This is a genomic window from Sorangium sp. So ce302 (genome assembly GCF_051530145.1).
GTDB classification, from domain to species: Bacteria; Myxococcota_A; Polyangia; order Polyangiales; family Polyangiaceae; genus Sorangium; species Sorangium cellulosum_B.
The window spans coordinates 8,348,896-8,365,190 of record NZ_CP150326.1; the positions used below are offsets into that span (position 1 = coordinate 8,348,896).

14 protein-coding genes are annotated in these 16,295 nt (G+C 72.2%); 6 read left to right on the forward strand and 8 right to left on the reverse strand.

Annotated features, from left to right (window positions below; all coding sequences use genetic code 11):
- Positions 1-83: 83 nt before the first annotated feature.
- The 6 genes from WME73_RS31555 to WME73_RS31580 form a co-directional block, all read right to left on the reverse strand.
- Positions 84-650 carry a hypothetical protein gene (locus WME73_RS31555; protein ID WP_437911940.1) on the reverse strand — a complete coding sequence of 189 codons (567 nt, stop codon included), beginning with the start codon at positions 648-650 and terminating at the stop codon, positions 84-86.
- Positions 651-954: 304 nt separating this feature from the next.
- Positions 955-1,410, reverse strand: a complete 456-nt coding sequence (locus tag WME73_RS31560; RefSeq protein ID WP_437911941.1) for a hypothetical protein — start codon at positions 1,408-1,410, stop codon at positions 955-957.
- Between the two features lie 77 nt (positions 1,411-1,487).
- Positions 1,488-2,096, reverse strand: a complete 609-nt coding sequence (locus WME73_RS31565) for a hypothetical protein (RefSeq protein ID WP_437911942.1) — start codon at positions 2,094-2,096, stop codon at positions 1,488-1,490.
- Complete coding sequence (locus WME73_RS31570; protein WP_437911943.1) at positions 2,093-2,389, reverse strand: hypothetical protein; 297 nt, start codon at positions 2,387-2,389, stop codon at positions 2,093-2,095. Before WME73_RS31570 ends, WME73_RS31565 begins: the two co-directional genes overlap by 4 nt.
- Complete coding sequence (locus WME73_RS31575; protein ID WP_437911944.1) at positions 2,376-2,939, reverse strand: hypothetical protein; 564 nt, start codon at positions 2,937-2,939, stop codon at positions 2,376-2,378. The genes WME73_RS31570 and WME73_RS31575 overlap by 14 nt, the downstream gene beginning before the upstream one ends.
- Positions 2,940-2,989: 50 nt before the next feature.
- Positions 2,990-6,790: an RHS repeat-associated core domain-containing protein gene (locus WME73_RS31580; RefSeq protein ID WP_437911945.1), complete on the reverse strand. Its 3,801-nt coding sequence runs from the start codon at positions 6,788-6,790 to the stop codon at positions 2,990-2,992.
- Positions 6,791-7,057: 267 nt separating this feature from the next.
- Here WME73_RS31580 and WME73_RS31585 point away from each other — a divergent pair, with 267 nt between their 5' ends.
- From WME73_RS31585 to WME73_RS31600, 4 genes are all read left to right on the forward strand, one after another.
- Positions 7,058-7,912 carry a hypothetical protein gene (locus tag WME73_RS31585; protein ID WP_437911946.1) on the forward strand — a complete coding sequence of 285 codons (855 nt, stop codon included), beginning with the start codon at positions 7,058-7,060 and terminating at the stop codon, positions 7,910-7,912.
- Positions 7,913-8,175: 263 nt separating this feature from the next.
- Positions 8,176-8,706 (forward strand): Lrp/AsnC family transcriptional regulator, encoded by a 531-nt coding sequence (locus tag WME73_RS31590; RefSeq protein WP_437740074.1) that lies wholly within the window; start codon positions 8,176-8,178, stop codon positions 8,704-8,706.
- Positions 8,703-9,701 (forward strand): N-acetyltransferase family protein, encoded by a 999-nt coding sequence (locus tag WME73_RS31595; protein WP_437740075.1) that lies wholly within the window; start codon positions 8,703-8,705, stop codon positions 9,699-9,701. The genes WME73_RS31590 and WME73_RS31595 overlap by 4 nt, the downstream gene beginning before the upstream one ends.
- Positions 9,702-9,903: 202 nt before the next feature.
- Positions 9,904-10,947 (forward strand): lipase family protein, encoded by a 1,044-nt coding sequence (locus tag WME73_RS31600; protein WP_437911947.1) that lies wholly within the window; start codon positions 9,904-9,906, stop codon positions 10,945-10,947.
- A gap of 114 nt (positions 10,948-11,061) precedes the next feature.
- On the opposite strand, the gene WME73_RS31605 is transcribed toward WME73_RS31600, so the two are convergent.
- Both WME73_RS31605 and WME73_RS31610 read right to left on the reverse strand, forming a co-directional pair.
- On the reverse strand, positions 11,062-12,681 hold the full coding sequence (locus tag WME73_RS31605; RefSeq protein WP_437911948.1) for an ABC-F family ATP-binding cassette domain-containing protein: 1,620 nt from the start codon (positions 12,679-12,681) through the stop codon (positions 11,062-11,064).
- Positions 12,682-12,762: 81 nt separating this feature from the next.
- On the reverse strand, positions 12,763-13,332 hold the full coding sequence (locus WME73_RS31610; RefSeq protein WP_437911949.1) for an FmdE family protein: 570 nt from the start codon (positions 13,330-13,332) through the stop codon (positions 12,763-12,765).
- A 300-nt stretch (positions 13,333-13,632) separates the two neighbouring features.
- On the opposite strand from WME73_RS31610, the gene WME73_RS31615 reads away from it, so the two are divergent.
- A complete protein-coding gene (locus WME73_RS31615) occupies positions 13,633-15,237 on the forward strand; it encodes a protein kinase domain-containing protein (RefSeq protein ID WP_437911950.1) in 1,605 nt (534 codons plus the stop codon).
- A 70-nt stretch (positions 15,238-15,307) separates the two neighbouring features.
- Positions 15,308-16,231: a tetratricopeptide repeat protein gene (locus WME73_RS31620; protein ID WP_437740079.1), complete on the forward strand. Its 924-nt coding sequence runs from the start codon at positions 15,308-15,310 to the stop codon at positions 16,229-16,231.
- Positions 16,232-16,295 lie beyond the last annotated feature (64 nt).

The following is a 16,295-nucleotide window of genomic DNA, read 5'->3' on the forward strand; positions in this document are numbered from 1 at the left end:
TATCCTGACGCGCCGTCGCTGGCAACGCACCTCACGCGCGGCCAGCTGGGCTCCCGGGAGGCGCAGGGCGCGACGGCGCGGGCTCAATTCAGCCTCAAGATGCGCCCGACGAGGCGGAATAGCCCACGAGAGGCGGCGCTGATGCGGCTGCCGATCACCTCGATGTCCCCGTCCTGGCGGATGCGGACCGCGCCGTGCCCTGAGCGCAGGAGCACTTCCTCCTCCGCCTCGATGCTCACCGTGGTCGCCTGCAGCCGGATCTCGCGAGGCTTGCGCGTCGCGAGCGCCGCGACGACGAGAGGCGCTTCCCCCTCGCAGCACTCGACCAGCACCAGGTCGCCGTTGGCCTGAGCGTCGGCGATCACCTCGGGATCCACCTCTGGCGCGAGCTCCGCCTCGATCGGCGCGGTCGCGCCGCGGAGCACGATCGTCGCGCTGCGGCCAGCCACCTCGAGGACGCGCGCGGTGCGTGTCCCCGCCGCCGGTGCGCGAGCTGGCGCGCCGTCCGCGCCGCGCGGCGCCGGCTCCGGGGAGGTGGATTGCGGCAGGAGATCCTCGATGGAGAGGCGCGACGCCGGCGCGGCCTCCTCCTCCGGCTCGACGGTCACGCTGCCAAGCCCGTCGAGGTCCTTGTCGTGAGCCCTCATCATACCTCCAGTATCCCACGCGATGGCAGCACTCCACCCCGGCGAGCTCGAGCTGTGCGCTCCTCCAGCCTCGCGACGTCCTCCGGATCAACGGTCCTTGAGGGATTGGATGAGGCTTGTCCATCCAGCCGATCGTAACCAACTTGGGGTTCTCGCAGCGCTCCCACCAGTGCGCTCCTTCACGGTAGTACGACATGGCGCAAAGCTCCTGGTTTATCTCCGCGCCCCCTCCTCCGCCCATCGCGGCGATTCCCGGGCACATGCCCGGCGGAGCAGCTGCGTCCGGCGCAGGTGCTGTCGACATCGCTCAGCCCTCTCCTTGACGGCTCGGGCTCCCTCCTCGCTCGCCGCGGAGCGCCGCCTGAAACCGCCTCTCCGCGCCGGGATCCTCGGCCATCCGCGGGCTCCAGTGCTCGCTCCCGCGGACATAGTCGGCCAGGGTCACGCCCACCCTGGCGAGCGCCGCCTGCACGTCCCCCGTCTCGTGCAGCAGCGATGTCACTTGAGCGAACTGCTCCAGCGAGATCGGCGGTGGCGCCGCGCGTGATTCCGCCTGGTGGGCCGCAGTACAGGTTGAGAGCAGCGACGGGATGCCTTCATTTTCGTTCGCCAGAGCGCCCGAGAGGAGCGCCTGCCAGCGCGCGTCGGCGGCGTTCCATCGCGCCTCGTCGAGCCCGTGTCGAGCGAGCACCTCCGCCTGCGCGTCGCCGGATGCTGCAAGCTGAGCCATGACGGTCACGTACGTCTCCAGATCGAGCACCATGATTGAACGCGTCGAGCGTAGGCGATGCGGATGTGCTGTTCCAGGACGAAAAGCGACGAATTCCGGCGCAAGGGCGCTCAAGGAGCGGAGTCGCGGCCCGAGGTGCCCCGGCCCTCCTCGTGCAGCGCGATGGCGCGATCGAGCGCCTCCCTCGCCCCTCGCTTCTCCCGGGGGAATGCCTCCACGTGTTCACAACGAGTCCACGCCAGCGCACGTGCGATGTCCGACAGCGCCGCCGCCGGCTCGTTCGGGTCGGCATGGCGGTGCACCTGAAAGAGCACTGGCACCTGCTCCGGCTGCCGTCCCGCCGCGATCAGGTCGGCGCGCAGCGTCCTCGCGCGGTGCATGCCGACGGCGAGCCAGCGCGCCCGGCCGTCCACCGGGAGCACGACGACGTGCGCGCGCCTCAGGGCCTCGAGCTCGGCGCGCACCTCCTCGCTCTCGGCCGCGAGGCGCTCGATGGGCTCGTGCCAGGCGACCCCGCGCGTCACGACCAACGAGACGCGCAGCGGGAGGGCGGCGGCGCCGCGCGGCCAGAGCAGCTGGGCGCCCGCTGGTGTCGGGCCGGCCTCGATCGACGCCGAGCGGGCGAGGCCGGCCAGGTGCCGGAGGAGCCGGTAGGGGCTCCCGGTGGGGCCCGTGTAGTAAACGATGTGAAGCGGCTGCGGCTGGGCGGGGGTGCTCACCAGTCGAGGTCCTCTTGCTCGACGACCACGCGCGCGTTGTCGAACAGCGCTGCGACAAGCTGCCGACGATCGTCGAAGACGAGGCCCTGGGCGTAGTCCACGATGCGGCCGCCGGGCTCCTCGTTGACGCAGTGGACGCCCCAGAGCACCGGCTCGCCCGTGGCGTCGTCGCAGGTACGAAGCGGCTCGAGCGCGCCATCAGGCCCGCAGGCCGCGATGACGAGCGGCGCGCCGCCGCCCTCGGCGGCCGCGCGGGTGGCGAGCTGGCGGCAGAGGAGGTTACTTGGCTTCATGTTCGGCCCTCATCTCTTCGTACAGCGCGATGGCGCGGTCGAGCGCCTCCTTCGCGCCGCGCTTCTCTTGAGGGAAGGCCTCCACATGATCACAGCGCGCCCAGGTGAGTGCCTGGACGATATCAGAGGTCGGAACCGTGAGGACGCCATCGTTATACGGACGGTTGATCTGGAACACCACAGGGATGGCATCGGGGTCACGCCCTGCAGCGATGAGGTCGGCGCGAAGAACCTTGACGAAGTGCTGGCTGCGTCCGAAACGATGCTCCGCATCGTCGACCGAGAAGACGATGCTCTGGGCGTGTTTCAACGCGGCGAACTCGCGAGCGAAGACGGGATATCCATCGTCTGCGGCGGCCTCGATAGCCACGAGATCCTCGATAGCACGGCTCGAGCGGCCACGCGAGTAGACAAAGAACACATGGAGAGCGTACACGACATCGCCGCGCGCCCAAAGCACGTGGCCCTCTCGCGGCACCGACTCGTCCACGACGACTCCGTCATCACCCAAGGAGCAGAGGTGCCGGAGAAGATTTTCGGGGGCGCCCATGGTGGCCTTGTAGTAGACCACCTCCAGATGCCTGTGCGGTGGGAGAGGGGTTACCATGAAGAGTTGTTTACCTGGTAGCCGATGCGGCGGTTCTCGAACATTGCCGTTGCGTGCTGCTGGCGGCTGTCGAAGACCATTCCTTGATCGTAGTCGATGATTCTTCCATCGGGTTCCTCGTTCACCCAGTGATCGTCCCACTGCTTGGGTTTGCCTGTGCTGTCATCCCATGAGTGGAGTGGCTTGTTGTAGAACTGGTCTTCCTCCTCACCCACAATTGAGACCGATTTTCCGGCGCCCAAATCCTTCGCCTCGAAAGAGACTCGGTCACACTTGTTCGCATTCTTCGGCACCTTGATCGCCGCCTGTCGCGCCTTCAGCTCCGGATCGGCGTCGAACCTCGCCCGCGCCGCGTCGCGCATCGCCTTCTTCTCGGCGGCGCTGATCGGCTGGGGCTCTATCCAGCTGACGAACTTGCCATAAACATCGGCCTCCGCCGTCGGGTCCACCCCTCTCGCATAGAGGTTCATCCCCCCTTCCAGCCCGATCGGATCCGGGCTGATGAACCTCCCCACCTCCGGGTCGTAGTACCGGTGCCGGTTGTAGACGAGCCCCGTCTCCTCGTCCGCGTATTGCCCCAGGAAGCGGATCGGCGTCGTGGCGCCCCCTTCCCCGCTCCCCTCGATCCTCTTGCCCCAGGCCGATAACCGCAGCTCCCCCGCCACGTCGCCGCGCTCGTCCAGGAGACGCTCGGGCGTCCCCAGGGGATCGTTCACGTAGTGGTACCAGCGCGACCCCACGTCGCCGCCCACCCGGCGCGTCTCGCCATGGGCGAGCGGCACAGCGCTCCCGCCGTCGAAGACGTAGGTCCGCTCCTCGACGACCGCATCGCCCTCGCGCGTGCGCACCTCGTGCACCGGCACGTGCCGATCCCAGTAGAAGCGCGTGCGCGACACGAGCCGCGCCCCCGCGCCGTCCAGCATCGAGACGCGCTTCTCGATCCGCCGCGCGAAGGCGTCGTACGAGAACTCCACCCGGCGTCCCTCCGGCGTCTCGACCCGGCGCAGGAGCCCGCCCCCGTCCCACGCGTAGCGCGTGACCCGCGCAGCGCCCTCGCGCTTCTCCACGAGCCGGCCCAGGTCGTCGTAGCGGTACGCCACGTCGCCGCGCCGGATCAGCCGGTCGCCGGGCCCGTGCTCGCGCGCCGGCGCTCCGGGGCCCGCGTCGACCAGGTTCCCCGTCGGATCGAAGGCGAAGACCTCGGACAGGCCCGCCTCCGCAACGACCTCCAGCAGCCGCCCGGCCGGATCACGATGGTAGACCGTGCGACCGTGGGCGAGATCCTCGACGGCCTCGAGGCGCCCCGTGGGGTCATAGCTGTAGCGCGCGTCCACGACCGTTCCCGCCGGGCGCGAGCCCACCCAATCGGGCTCGCCCGCGCCGACGCTCGGGCCCCTCGCGGCGCGGCGCACGACGCGGCGCGAGAGGCGCCCGACCGCATCGAAGGCGCTGTGCACCTCGCCCCCCCCAGGCAGCACGCGCGCGATCTCCCGGCCGAGCGGATCGAAGTGCCGGCGCACCACCTGCCGGCCGTCGAGCGTCATCCGGGCCGCGCGGCCGTCCGGCGCGCGCTCCCACGACAGCGTGTGGCCGAGCGACGTCCTCCGCCCGATCGGGCGCCCCTCGGCGTCGTGGCTCACCTCGACGGTGAACGCCGGGCCCCCCGGAGCCTGCTGCGTCTCGCGCACGATCCGCCCCATCGCGTCGCGCCCGAACGCGACGGTCCCGTCCGGGCCCGACACCGATGCCAGGAAGCCGCGCGCGTCGTACGCGTACGCCTCGCGCTTGCCCTCCACCTCGCGGGCCACGAGCTGGCCGGCGAGATCGTAGACGAAATTGGTGGGCGCGCCGATCCCCGGCTCGACCCGCGTCTGCTGCCCGGCCGGATCGTACCGGTAGCGCAGCACGCGCCCGTCGAAGGTGCGCTCCTTCACCCGACGCAGGGCGACGTCGTACTGGAACACGTGCTTTTCACCGCGCGCGTTCTCGGCCTCCAGCACCTCCCCCTCGCGCCCGTAGCGCATCCGCGCGGATCGGCCTGTCGCGTCGGTGACCTCGTGAAGCCAGTGATAGCCGCACCACGCGATGCGCGACACGCGCCCTGCGCGGTCGGCGACGGAGACCAGCCTGCCCTCGCCATCGTAGGAGTAGCGCGCCGTGGCGCCCGCAGGATCCGTGGTCGCCGCGAGGTCCCCGCGCGGCGAGTAATGGAAGCGGCTCACCGCGCCTGTCGGATCGGTCATCGACAGCGTCCGGCCGAAGAAATCGTAGGTCCACTGCCACCTTCCGCCGCGCCGATCGAGGAGGGAGACCACATTGCCGTGCGCGTCGTGGCCGATGCGCACGACGCCGCCGGTCGCATCCTCGGCCTCGACCATCTGGCCCCGCCGGTCGTACGCGAAGCGCCGCACCGCGCCGGTGGGATCCGTCGTCCGCACCGGCAGGCCGGCGGCGTCGCGCTCGATCGTCGTCGCGAGCCCCGCGGGATCGATCACGCGCACGACATCGCCCCGCGCGTCGCGCTCGTAGCGCACGACGCGGCCGAGGGGATCGGTCTGGGCCAGCAGCCGGCCGCGAGCGTCACGCTCGTAACGCGTGACGGCCTGGAGCTGATCCGTCTCCGAGACCAGATGCCCGGCGTCGTCGTAGGTCGCCGACACCGCGTGCCCGCCGTCCACCTCGAGATCGAGCAGGCCGTGGCTGTTGCCGAAGAAGCGCTTCACCTGCCGGGAATTGGCGACCTCGCGGTAGCCGTCCGGCAGGTACGCGAAGCGGCAATGGTAGATGCCTCTGGCGCGCGTCGTGCCGTCGGCGAGCAGCGGCGGCAGCCCGTCGGCGAGGCCCGGATCAGGCCGGCCGTCGCGATCGCCCCAGGTCTCGACGCAGCGCCGCTCGTCGTCGTAGCGGTAGTGGAACGTGAGCCCGGCGCGATCGGTGTGCTCGGTGAGGAGGTTGCGCTCGTCGTAGGCGTAACGTGAGGTGAAGCTCTCGGCATCGACCGCGGCGACGAGGCGGCCGATCTCGTCGTGCTCGTAGCGCGCGAAGGTGATCCAGCGCCCCTGGGAGGTTGCGTTGTAGACGCTGATGGAGACGATCCGCCCCTCGGGGCTCGACCCCAAGCGGACGCGCCGGCCGGCGCTGTCCAGCACCTCCGCGATCCTCGACCCTTCGTACGAGATCGAGATCCGGTTCCCGGAGCGGTCCTCGATCGCCGTGAGCAGCCACTCCCGCTCGCCCTCGAGCGGCAGCGCAAAGGCGTGGTAGAGGCCGTCGCCCCTGTCGAGACGATAGCCGCCGCGCTCCCGCCGCAGCAGCCAGCCCCAGGGCCCGAGCGCCTCGCCGCCCTCGGGCAGCACGGGGAAGTCGACCGAGATGCCCTCGTCGGTCCAGACGCGCGTCGCGCGCCGGGTGAGGGTGACACGCCAGCCGAGGCTGTGCGTCCAGCCGTGGCCAAGGCCGACGTCGCGCTCGGCCATGGCCGAGGAGTAACGGCGGACGAAGGAGAACGGGAGCGGGCCGGGCAGCGAGAGATCGGTCCGCGGCACGGTGTACACGCGTCCGGTGACGACATCGACCGGCTCGCCTTCGGACCTCTGCCTCCCCTGCCCGGAGGGCGCGTGTTTCTGATCGCCGCCCCCGCCCTCTCCGCTCCCGCTCCCCCCACCGCCGTTGCCGCCGCCGTCGCCGCTGCCGCCGCCGCCGCTGCCACCGGATCCACCGCCGCCCCCCAGCACGGCGACGCCAGGACACATCCCCGGGGGAGCAGCGGCATCGGGCGCCGGTGCGGTCGACATGGCTCAGCGTGCCCTCCAGGCGGGTGCTTCGGTCGCGTGATTCGCGGGATCGCGGCGCAGAACGACGCGAAGATATCGCCTCGGCGCAGCGCGGAGCAACCCCCGCTCGCCAGCGCGCTCACCGATCGAGGCGCCGAGATCGCCAGCGGACATGTGCAGGCGGGAGCGGCTTGCAGGACCTGAGCCTGCAGCGAGCAGGCGGGCTCGATCCCGAGCCGCTCGATGCGGCGCAGCGCAGGAGCGATGCTTCAGGCTAGGATGCGCGCGATGGGTACCGCGCTGACGGTGGAGCGCTACGCGGAGATGCGCGCGCAGATGGAAGCCGGGAGGCTCCGCGACGAGGTGCTCGCGCGCGCCGGGCTCACGGCGGACGAGTGGACGGCCGCGCAGCGCGAATGGCTCGAGAGGATGGGCGCGGAGCTCGAGCGCGGCTGCTTCGAGCTGACCAACCGCTACACGCAAGCCTTCCTCGAGCACCTGCGGGTGTTCGTCGCGGCCTCGCCGCCGGTGAGCGCGCCATCCGGTCGAACGCCGGCCGCACCGCTGCCCGCCGCGCCAGCGCCGCGCCCTGCGGCGCCGGTCGCGCCCGCGGCGCCGGTCGCGCCCGCGGCGCCGGTCGCGCCCGCAGCGCTGGCCGCGCCCGCCGGCACAGCCCCGCTCCCAGACATGCCTGCGCTCGTCGCCGCCCTGCCCTTCGTGCCGAACGCGCCGCCCGGTCGAGCGCCGGCCGCACGGCCGCCCGCAGCGCCAGCGCCGCGCCCCGCGGGGCCGGCCGCGCCCGCCGGCACAGCCCCGCTCCCAGACATGGCTGCGCTCATCACCGCCCTGCCCTTCACCCCGGCATCGGAAAAGCGGGGCGCCCCCGCGCCCCCGCCCGCGCCGAGCGCCGCGGCCCACACGGCGCCCGCCCTCTCGCTGGAGCAGTACGCCGCGCTCTGCGCGGAGCTCTCGCTGCACCCGCGGAGCGCCGCGGCGCTCTACCCGCGTTACGGCCTCCGCGACGCGGCCGCGTGGCAGGCCACGGACGCCGCGTGGCAGGCCCGTATGCGCAGCGACTCCACCCTCGAGGCACGCTGGCAGCAGCTCATCGCCCATTACCGAGCCCACTACAGGGCCCGCTGAGCCGACCCGCTCGCCGGGCCCGCGCGCGGCGACCCCGCAGCCCTCCCTGCTCCGCTGCTGACCTGCCGCGCCGTCACCCGCTGTCGAGACCGGCTCCACCACCCGACCGAAGACGCGAAGACCAGCGAAGCGTGCCTCCCGGCCCAGGGCGGCAGCGTCACACGGGCCACCGCCCCTCCTCGGCGACGCGACGCTTCGTTGCGCCTCACTTGCAAATCGAAAAATTTCATTCGATCCTGCATTCACTTCCAATGACAACAACCATGGATGCCATCGATCTGAAAGCGATCCACCTCCTCGCCCGCGACGCCCGCCGGTCGTGGGCGGACCTCGGCGAGGCGGTCGGCCTCTCCGCGCCCGCCGTGGCCGAGCGGGTGCGGCGGCTCGAGGAGCGCGGCGTCATCACGGGGTGGGAGGCGCGCCTCGACGCCCGGGCCGTGGGCGCCGGGCTCACGGCCTTCATCTCCGTCTCGATCGCGAACCGGCGCGGGCGCGGCGAGTTCCTGCGCGCCGTCGAGCGCGCGGCCGAGATCCAGGAGTGCCACCACGTCGCTGGCGACGAGGACTACCTGCTCAAGGTGCGCTGCCGCGACACCGAGGCGCTCGAGCGCCTGCTCACGCAGGAGCTCAAGGCCCACGACGGCGTGGTGCGCACGCGCACGACGATCGTCCTGTCCACCGCCAAGGAGACCGCGCTCCCGCCCCTGCCGCTGCCGTCCGAAGAGGCGCGCGACGGCGAAGCGCGCCCCCGCAAGGCGCCCGGCCGCGGAGCCGCCCGGAAGGAGGCGCCGTGAGCGGCGCCGACGGACTGCCGCCTTTCGGCGATCGTGGCGAGCGTCGCGAACGCCAGATCGACGAGCGCGACCTCGCGGCGCTCGCCGCCGCCATCGAGGACGCCGCGATCGCGCAGCGCGACTTCTCGCACGCGCGCCACCTGCTCCTCGCCCTGCACTACGTGCGCGCTCACGGGCCCGAGGGGGCGCTCGCGCGCATGCGCTCCGCCCTGCAGGCCTTCAACGCCCGGCACCCGCCGACCAACGGTTACCACGAGACGATCACGGTCGCCTGGCTCACGCTCGTCGCCCGCCACGCCGCCGAGCACCGAGGCGCCGCCGTCCACGACCTCGCGGAGGGCCTCCTCGACCGCCACCGCAGCAGCAAGGCGCTCTTCGCCCATTACTCTCGCGCGCGGCTGCTCTCGGACGACGCCCGCGCCGCGTTCGTCGCGCCCGACCTCGCGCCGCTCCCGGCGCCAGGCGACGGCGTGCGCATCCGCCTGGCGACCGAGGCCGATCTCGCGGCGATCGAGGAGATCTATGCGTTCTACGTCGAGCGCTCGACCTGCACCTTCGCCACCACCGTCCCGACCCCGGCGGAGCGACGCGCCTGGCTCGCGGCGCACGGCCCCCAGCACCCCGCCACCGTGGCCGTCGAGGGCGACGGGGCCGGGGCCGTGGTCGGCTGGGGCTCGCTCTCCCTGTGGAACCCGCGCGAGGCCTACGCCCGCTCCGTCGAGAACTCGGTCTACGTGCGCGACGGCCTCCACCGGCGGGGGCTCGGGCGCCGCATCCTCGCCGATCTCGTGAGCCGCGCGATCTCGCTCGGCCATCGCACGATCATCGCGCAGATCGCCGGAGACCAGGCGGCGAGCGTCGCGCTGCACCGCGCGCTCGGGTTCGAGGACGCCGGGCTGCTCCGCGACGTCGGGCACAAGTTCGACCGCTGGCTCGACGTGATCCTGATGCAGCGTGCGATTCCCTACCTTGCAAGCGATGACCGGCAGCCGTGAGTTAGCTCACGCGCCCACAATCGCCATCAACGACCCCGAATTGCGCCGCCTAACGCGCACGGAAACGCGCCCGCCATCATCGAAAGGATCGCCTCGGGATTCAACACATCGCGGGCTCGCGCGGCGAGGCCGGCTCGGGTCGTCCGGAGCAAAAGGCACCGTGGCGCCGCACCCACCGAGCGCAGAAAGCGGCAGCACAGGCATGTTCGTCACCAACGTTCAGCGCCAAGAGGAGCGCAAAGGGGCCCCTGCCAACGGGAGGGCCCTCGACCTGCTGGGCAAGATGGATCGGAACGAGCGAGCGTACGACGAGACGATCGCCTATGCCCTCTCGCTCGCGTCGGCGTGGTCGTACGCGGACCCGCAGACGCTCCACGACGTCATGAACAGCCTCGGGTTCGAGAACCGGTGCTATGCCGTCACGCTGAGCAACGATGCCGTCTCGGTGCGCACGAGCGCATCGCTCCTCCAGCACGTCGATGGCTCGGCGGCGATCCTGTGTTTCCGCGGCACGGAGCGCGCGAACCTCATCAACCGGCTGACCGACGCCAGCGTCGAGCCGGATCGGCTCCGCGCGTGGGAGGCCGTGCAGGGCGGCCTCTACCGCAGCCGCATGCCGATGACGCGCTACATCGCCTGCCGTCTGAAGAGGGCGATGAAGGGGCAATCGATCGTCGACCAGAAGAGCGAGCTCGTATCGGTCGACGCCCCCGCGCGCTCCGACGCGACCGGCGAGCCCCTCAAGAGCGGCTTGAAGGCGCTCTACCTCACAGGACACGGCCTGGGTGGCGCGCTGGCAGCCCTCGCTGCAGCCATGATCTTCCAGGACAAGGAGCACGAGAGCATCAGGGACGTGGTGCGCGGTGTCTATACATACGGGCAGCCGCGCATCGGAAACGAGATCTTCGCCCGCAAGCGTAAGGATACTTACGAGCACCTGCTCTTCCGCCATATCCATGCCGGCGACAGCGTGCCAATGTTTCCTCCGCCGTCGTTCGGGAGGTTCGATCACTTCGGTCACGAGCTCCGATCGAGCGCGGCGGGCTGGGTATTCTCGGAGCAGCCCGTGCGTCGGACCTCCACGGCGCTCTTCCGCTCCACGGTGGACGTCCTGGCCTGGGTCAAGCAGCAGCTCCCCCTGGTCCGCCGACTGCAGCTGCCGTTCTCGTCGGACGACCACGCCCCGCACAGGTACGTGAGCGTCTCCCAGCGATCGTTGCGTCTGCGCCGGTCGGAGCTCGTTTGAGAGAGAAGTTGAGAGGGAGGTCGAGCCACGGTGATAGCCACCGTGGCCGTGCCTCGAGCGGACGAACGGATCCGCGTGCGCCCTGGAGCGCGCCCCAGGGCTCCGGCGGGCGCGCTACGAGGCCCTGGCGTTCTTCAGCGCGTCCGGGTTCCCCGGCCCCTCGAGGTACTCGTCGTACGTGCCGTTGAAGACGCGCGGATCCTTCGACGACAGATCGAGCACGCGGGTGCCGAGCCTGCCCACGAAGTGCCGGTCGTGGCTCGTCACGACGACCGTCCCCTTGTACTCGACGAGCGCCTGGAGGAGCGCGTCGATGCTCTCGACGTCGAGGTGGTTCGTCGGCTCGTCGAGCACGACGATGTTGTTCTTCACCAGGATGAGCTTCGCGAGGAACAGGCGCGCCGCCTCGCCGCCGGAGAGGTTCTCCGTCTTCTTGAGCCCGGCCTCGCCGCTGAAGAGCAGCTTCCCGAGCACCGAGCGCACGTGCTCCTTCGGGGCGGACGGGTCGAAGCGGTACAGCCAGTCGTAGGCCGTGAACCCCGCCTCGATCGCCTCGTGGTGATCCTGCGCGAAGTAGCCGACGTTCGTGTCGTGGCCCCACGTGACGGCCCCGGCGTCCGGCGTGTACTCGCCGACGAGGAGCTTGAGCAGCGTCGACTTGCCGATGCCGCTCGGCCCGATGACCGCGAGCTTGTCGCCGCGGTTCAGGTTGAAATCGAGCTTCTGGATCACGCGCCGATCGCCGAAGCTCTTGGAGAGGCCCTCGACGCGCAGCACGTCGCGGCCAGAGGGCTTCTCGATCTCGAACTTGATGTACGGGCGCACGACGCTCGAGCGCCGCACCTGGATGCCCGCCTCGAGCTTCTCGATCTCCTTCACGCGCGACTGCGCCTGGCTCGACCGGCTCGCGCTCGCGCCGAAGCGGGCCACGAAGTCCTTGAGCTCGGCGATCTTCTTCTTCTTCTGCGCGGCGTCGGCCTCCGACTGGCGCTTGCCGGTCGTCTTCTGCTCGATGAAGTCGTCGTAGTCGCCCGTGTAGAGCGTGACCGTCTGGTAGTCGACGTCGGCGACGTGCGTCGCGATCGCGTTCATGAAGTGCCGGTCGTGGCTGACGACGAGGAGCGTGCCGCGGAAGGTGTCGGTCAGGTACGACTCGAGCCAGCGGATCGAGTCGAGGTCGAGGTGGTTCGTCGGCTCGTCGAGGAGCAGGACGTCCGCGCCCCCGAAGAGCGTCTGGGCGATGAGGACGCGGAGTTTGTACCCGCCCGCGAGCGTGCTCACCGTGCTCGTGTGCCGGGCGGTCGCGATCCCGAGCCCCTCGAGGATCTCGGCGGCGCGCGACTCGGCGGTGTAGCCGTCCTCCTCGCCGATCGTCCCCTCGAGCTCGGCCAGCCGCATGCCGACCTCATCGGTCATCTCGACCTCGTACAGCCGATCGCGCTCCTGCATCGCGTCCCAGAGCGCCCGGTTCCCCATCAGGACCGTGTCGACGATCCTGCAGGACTCGTAGGCGAAATGGTCCTGCTTGAGCACCCCGACGCGGAGCTGCCTCGGGATCTCGACCGAGCCCTGATCCGACTCCTCCTCGCCGGAGATGACCTTGAGGAGCGTCGATTTCCCCGCTCCGTTCGCGCCGACGAGCACGTAGCGCTTGCCGGGGTCGAAGCGCATCGTGACGTTCTCGAAGAGAATTTTGGGACCGTACCGCTTGGTGAGCTTTTCGAGCGTGATCATCTCAGCGGCGCCGGGAGTAGCACGTGTGCGCCTGCGGTTCCGGTGAATTCCGGAGGCAGCGCGCCCCCCGGGGCAGGCGCGTCACCTCGGCGCGCCGGGCGGCGGGCTGGCGACGCGCGCCGGCGCTTCCTCGAATACCTCGGCGTCTGGCAAGGAAAGGACCTCCCTGCCGGCCGATTCCAGCGTCTCTCTCGGCACATCGCGGAAGCGCGCGCGGAAGGCCGCAGACGGGCGGAGGGTCACGGCCTGCCCGGTCGACCTGCGCCTGTACGTGGTCTCCACGCCGTCCTCGCTCGCCTCGATCAGGCTGAGATTCAGCTTCCCGAGGCTGGCCCCCGTCGCAGCGGCGGCGCCGTCGGCGATGCAGGAGAACTGCACGTTCCGCGGGCTGTGGTGGATCACCTCGAGGTCGAAGCTCCTCGCGGGCAGCCCGAGCCTCGCGAGCGCAAAGCGCCCCATGCGGTAGCCGGCGACGGCCCACGGCCCCGCCCCGCCGTGGATCGCGGCGACGGCGCGGAGCTCGTCGTCCGGGGCCTCCGCGGCCGGGCGGCCGGCGGGCTCCTGCGCAGGGCCCTCAGGGGGATGGGCGCCCGCGCCGCCGCACCGGATCGAGGAAATGGCGGCGAGGAGGATCCACGCCGCTTGGCTCATCGTCTTGCGCATGCTCGCTCGATCCCCCGTGAGGGCGGCGGAGTGTCCCCGTTCGCGCGCGACGTCAAGGGCGTCGGGCCCCGCGCCGCTGCCCGCGACGCCCGGGATCCGCCCGATCCGGCGAGCGCGCAGGCGTACCCTGGACGGTTTCACGCACCGCGGCGTCAGACCGGGGTAACATGCGCCCGTCATGCCTCGCGCGCCCGCCAGCCGTCCCCGTCGCTCCAGCCGCGCCGGCCTCGCTGGCTCCGCCGGCGACGCGACGACCCACGTGGCCCGCGCCGGGGGTGATGCTCGCCGATGACCCGCGTCCACCCTGAAGGCTTCCGGCCCGAAGCGCTCGTAGGCCAGGTCCTGCGCGGCAAGTGGCGGCTGGAGCGCCTGCTGGGCTTCGGCGGGATGGCCATGGTCTACGCCGCCACGCACCGCAACGGGATGCGCGGCGCGGTGAAGATCCTCCGCCGCGAGCTGTCCGAGGACGAGGAGGCGCGCTCGCGCTTCCTGCGCGAGGGCTACGTCGCCAACCGCGTCGAGCACCCGGGCATCGTCCGGGTGCTCGACGACGACGTCACCGACGATGGCTCCGTGTTCCTGGTGATGGAGCTGCTCGAGGGCGAGACCGTCGAGGCGCGCCGCGCGCGCGAGCCGGGCGGCGTGCTCGGCGTGAACGAGGTGCTCGGCATCGCCGACGACCTGCTCGACGTGCTCGCCGTCGCGCACGAGCGCGGGATCGTGCACCGCGACCTCAAGCCGGACAACCTGTTCCTCACGCGCCAGGGGCAGCTGAAGGTGCTCGACTTCGGCATCGCGCGGCTGCGCGAGCACTCCTCCCCGGCGAACGCCTCCACGCGCGCCGGCACCCTGATGGGGACGCCGCAGTTCATGCCGCCGGAGCAGGCGCGGGGGCAGTGGGACAGGGTCGACCCGCGCAGCGATCTGTGGGCCGTCGGGAGCACGATGTACCAGCTCCTCTCGGGGCGGTACGTGCACGAGGCCGAGACGCTCCCGCTGCTGCTCCTCGCGGCGATGACGCAGCCGGCGCCGCCCGTGGGCAGCGTCCTGCCGGCCCTGCCCCCGCCGATCGCCGGCGTGATGGACGTGGCGCTCGCGTTCGACCCCGACCGCCGCTGGCCGAACGCCCGCGCGATGCAGCGCACGCTCCGCCAGGCGCGGGGCGGCGCGGCGCTCGAGCTGGCCCCGGGCGCGCACCCGGATCCCGGGCGCGCGCCGCTGCACTCGGAGCACGGGCGCGGGCTCCTGCACTCGGATCCAGGGCGCCCGTCGGCGCAGGCGCGAGGTCCCGGGAGCGGGCCGCGCGGCACGGAGTTCGCCGCGGCGGGCACGGCCAGCGGTGTCGCGGCCGGCGGCGGCGCGGCCAGCACCGGCACGGTCTCGCCGGTCGTGGAGCGCTCGGCCAGCGCGGAGCGCTCCGCGCCGCGCGCAGCGGCCACGGGCGCGCTCCTCGCCGGCGCCGGCGTGCTGGCCGTGGGTGCCCTGGTCGCGCTCGTGTGGTGGCAGCGCGCGGGCGAAAGGGGCGCGGAGGATCCGTCGCACGGCTCCACGGTGGAGGCCGAGCCGCGCCCCACCGCGGGCGCCGGGGCGACGACGGCGCCGCCCGACAGCGCAGGCTCGCTCGGGGCCGGCGTGCAGCCGGCGCCGTCCGGCGATGCGGTCCCCGCGATCGCGCCGTCCGCGCCCGCGACCACGCCGGCGCTCGAGGCCGCGAGCGCGACGGCCGCGAGCGCGTCCGCGCACGCCGCGCCGGCGAGCGCGAGCGCGGCCGCGCCGAGGCCCGCCGCCGGGGGCAGGGCGCGATCCCCCGCGACCGCGACGAAGGCGCCCGCCGCCACGACGCCGGCCCCCGCGCCGACGCCGGCGGAGGACCCGTACAACCGGAGACGTTGAGGCCGCACGGATGCGTAGATCGAGCTCGCGTAGACGATTCCCGGCGGAGGTGCTCGCCCTGGGAGGAGCCGTGCTCCTCGCCTGCCCCGACGCCTCCGCGCAGGGGCGCGATCCTGCGGCCGCGGAGGCGCTGTTCGACGCCGGCAGGGCGGCGCTGCAGGCGAAGGACTACGACGCCGCGTGCCCGAAATTCCGGGAGAGCTACGAGCTCGATCCGGCGCCCGGGGCGCTGCTCAACCTCGGCGACTGCGAGGAGAAGCGCGGCAGGGTCGCGACCGCGTGGTCGATCTTCCGGCAGCTCGCGCGCGATCTGCCCGCGAACGACGACCGCCGCCCCATCGCCCAGTCGCGCGCGGCGGCGCTCGAGGCCCGCGTGCCGAGGCTCACGATCCGGCTCGCGCCGGGGGCGCCCGCGGACACGGCGGTGCAGCGCGCGGGGGTCCCGGTCGGCGCGGGCTCGCTGGGCTCGTCGTTGCCGGTGGACCCGGGCGAGGTCCAGGTGACGGCGGCGGCGCCGGGCCGGAAGCAGAAGATCTTCACGGTGCAGCTCGCGGAGGGCGCGCAGGTCGAGCTGGTCGTGGCGCCGGAGGAGGCCGCGGCCGCCGCGGGCGCGGGGCCTGCGCTCCCCCCGAAGACCGCCCCGCAGGAGGCGGGGGGCTCGCCCCGGCGGACGGCCGGCTGGATCAGCGCCGGCGTCGGCGCGGTCGGGATCGGCGTCGGCGCCGTGTTCGGCGCGCGCGCGATCGGGAAGAAGGGCGACGCCGAGGCGTACTGCGACGAGGACAACGTCTGCCTGGATCAGGGGATCAAGCTGCAAAAGCAGGGCGTGACCGCGGGGACGATCTCGACGGTCGCGTTCCTCGTCGGGGCGGCGGCGCTGGGCACGGGCGCGGTGCTCGTCTTCACGGCGCCCTCCTCGGGGCAAGGGTCGCCAGCGCCCCGGGCCACCATCGGCGTGGTGCCGGGCGGCGCCGTGGCGACTGTCGTTTTTTGACGGGAGCTGCGCGGCGTCGCCGCGAGGGAGGGGCCCTGGTGGTGAAGCGCGATCAGAGGAGCAT

Bases quoted from the DNA above. Each gene is read 5' to 3' on its own strand.
- WME73_RS31615 (WP_437911950.1), top strand. From the start codon at position 13,633: ATGACCCGCGTCCACCCTGAAGGCTTCCGGCCCGAAGCGCTCGTAGGC.
- WME73_RS31585 (WP_437911946.1), top strand. From the start codon at position 7,058: ATGGGTACCGCGCTGACGGTGGAGCGCTACGCGGAGATGCGCGCGCAG.
- WME73_RS31605 (WP_437911948.1), bottom strand. From the start codon at position 12,681: ATGATCACGCTCGAAAAGCTCACCAAGCGGTACGGTCCCAAAATTCTC.
- WME73_RS31610 (WP_437911949.1), bottom strand. From the start codon at position 13,332: ATGAGCCAAGCGGCGTGGATCCTCCTCGCCGCCATTTCCTCGATCCGG.
- WME73_RS31590 (WP_437740074.1), top strand. From the start codon at position 8,176: ATGGATGCCATCGATCTGAAAGCGATCCACCTCCTCGCCCGCGACGCC.
- WME73_RS31600 (WP_437911947.1), top strand. From the start codon at position 9,904: ATGTTCGTCACCAACGTTCAGCGCCAAGAGGAGCGCAAAGGGGCCCCT.
- WME73_RS31580 (WP_437911945.1), bottom strand. From the start codon at position 6,790: ATGTCGACCGCACCGGCGCCCGATGCCGCTGCTCCCCCGGGGATGTGT.
- WME73_RS31560 (WP_437911941.1), bottom strand. From the start codon at position 1,410: ATGGTGCTCGATCTGGAGACGTACGTGACCGTCATGGCTCAGCTTGCA.
- WME73_RS31575 (WP_437911944.1), bottom strand. From the start codon at position 2,939: ATGGGCGCCCCCGAAAATCTTCTCCGGCACCTCTGCTCCTTGGGTGAT.
- WME73_RS31555 (WP_437911940.1), bottom strand. From the start codon at position 650: ATGATGAGGGCTCACGACAAGGACCTCGACGGGCTTGGCAGCGTGACC.
- WME73_RS31570 (WP_437911943.1), bottom strand. From the start codon at position 2,389: ATGAAGCCAAGTAACCTCCTCTGCCGCCAGCTCGCCACCCGCGCGGCC.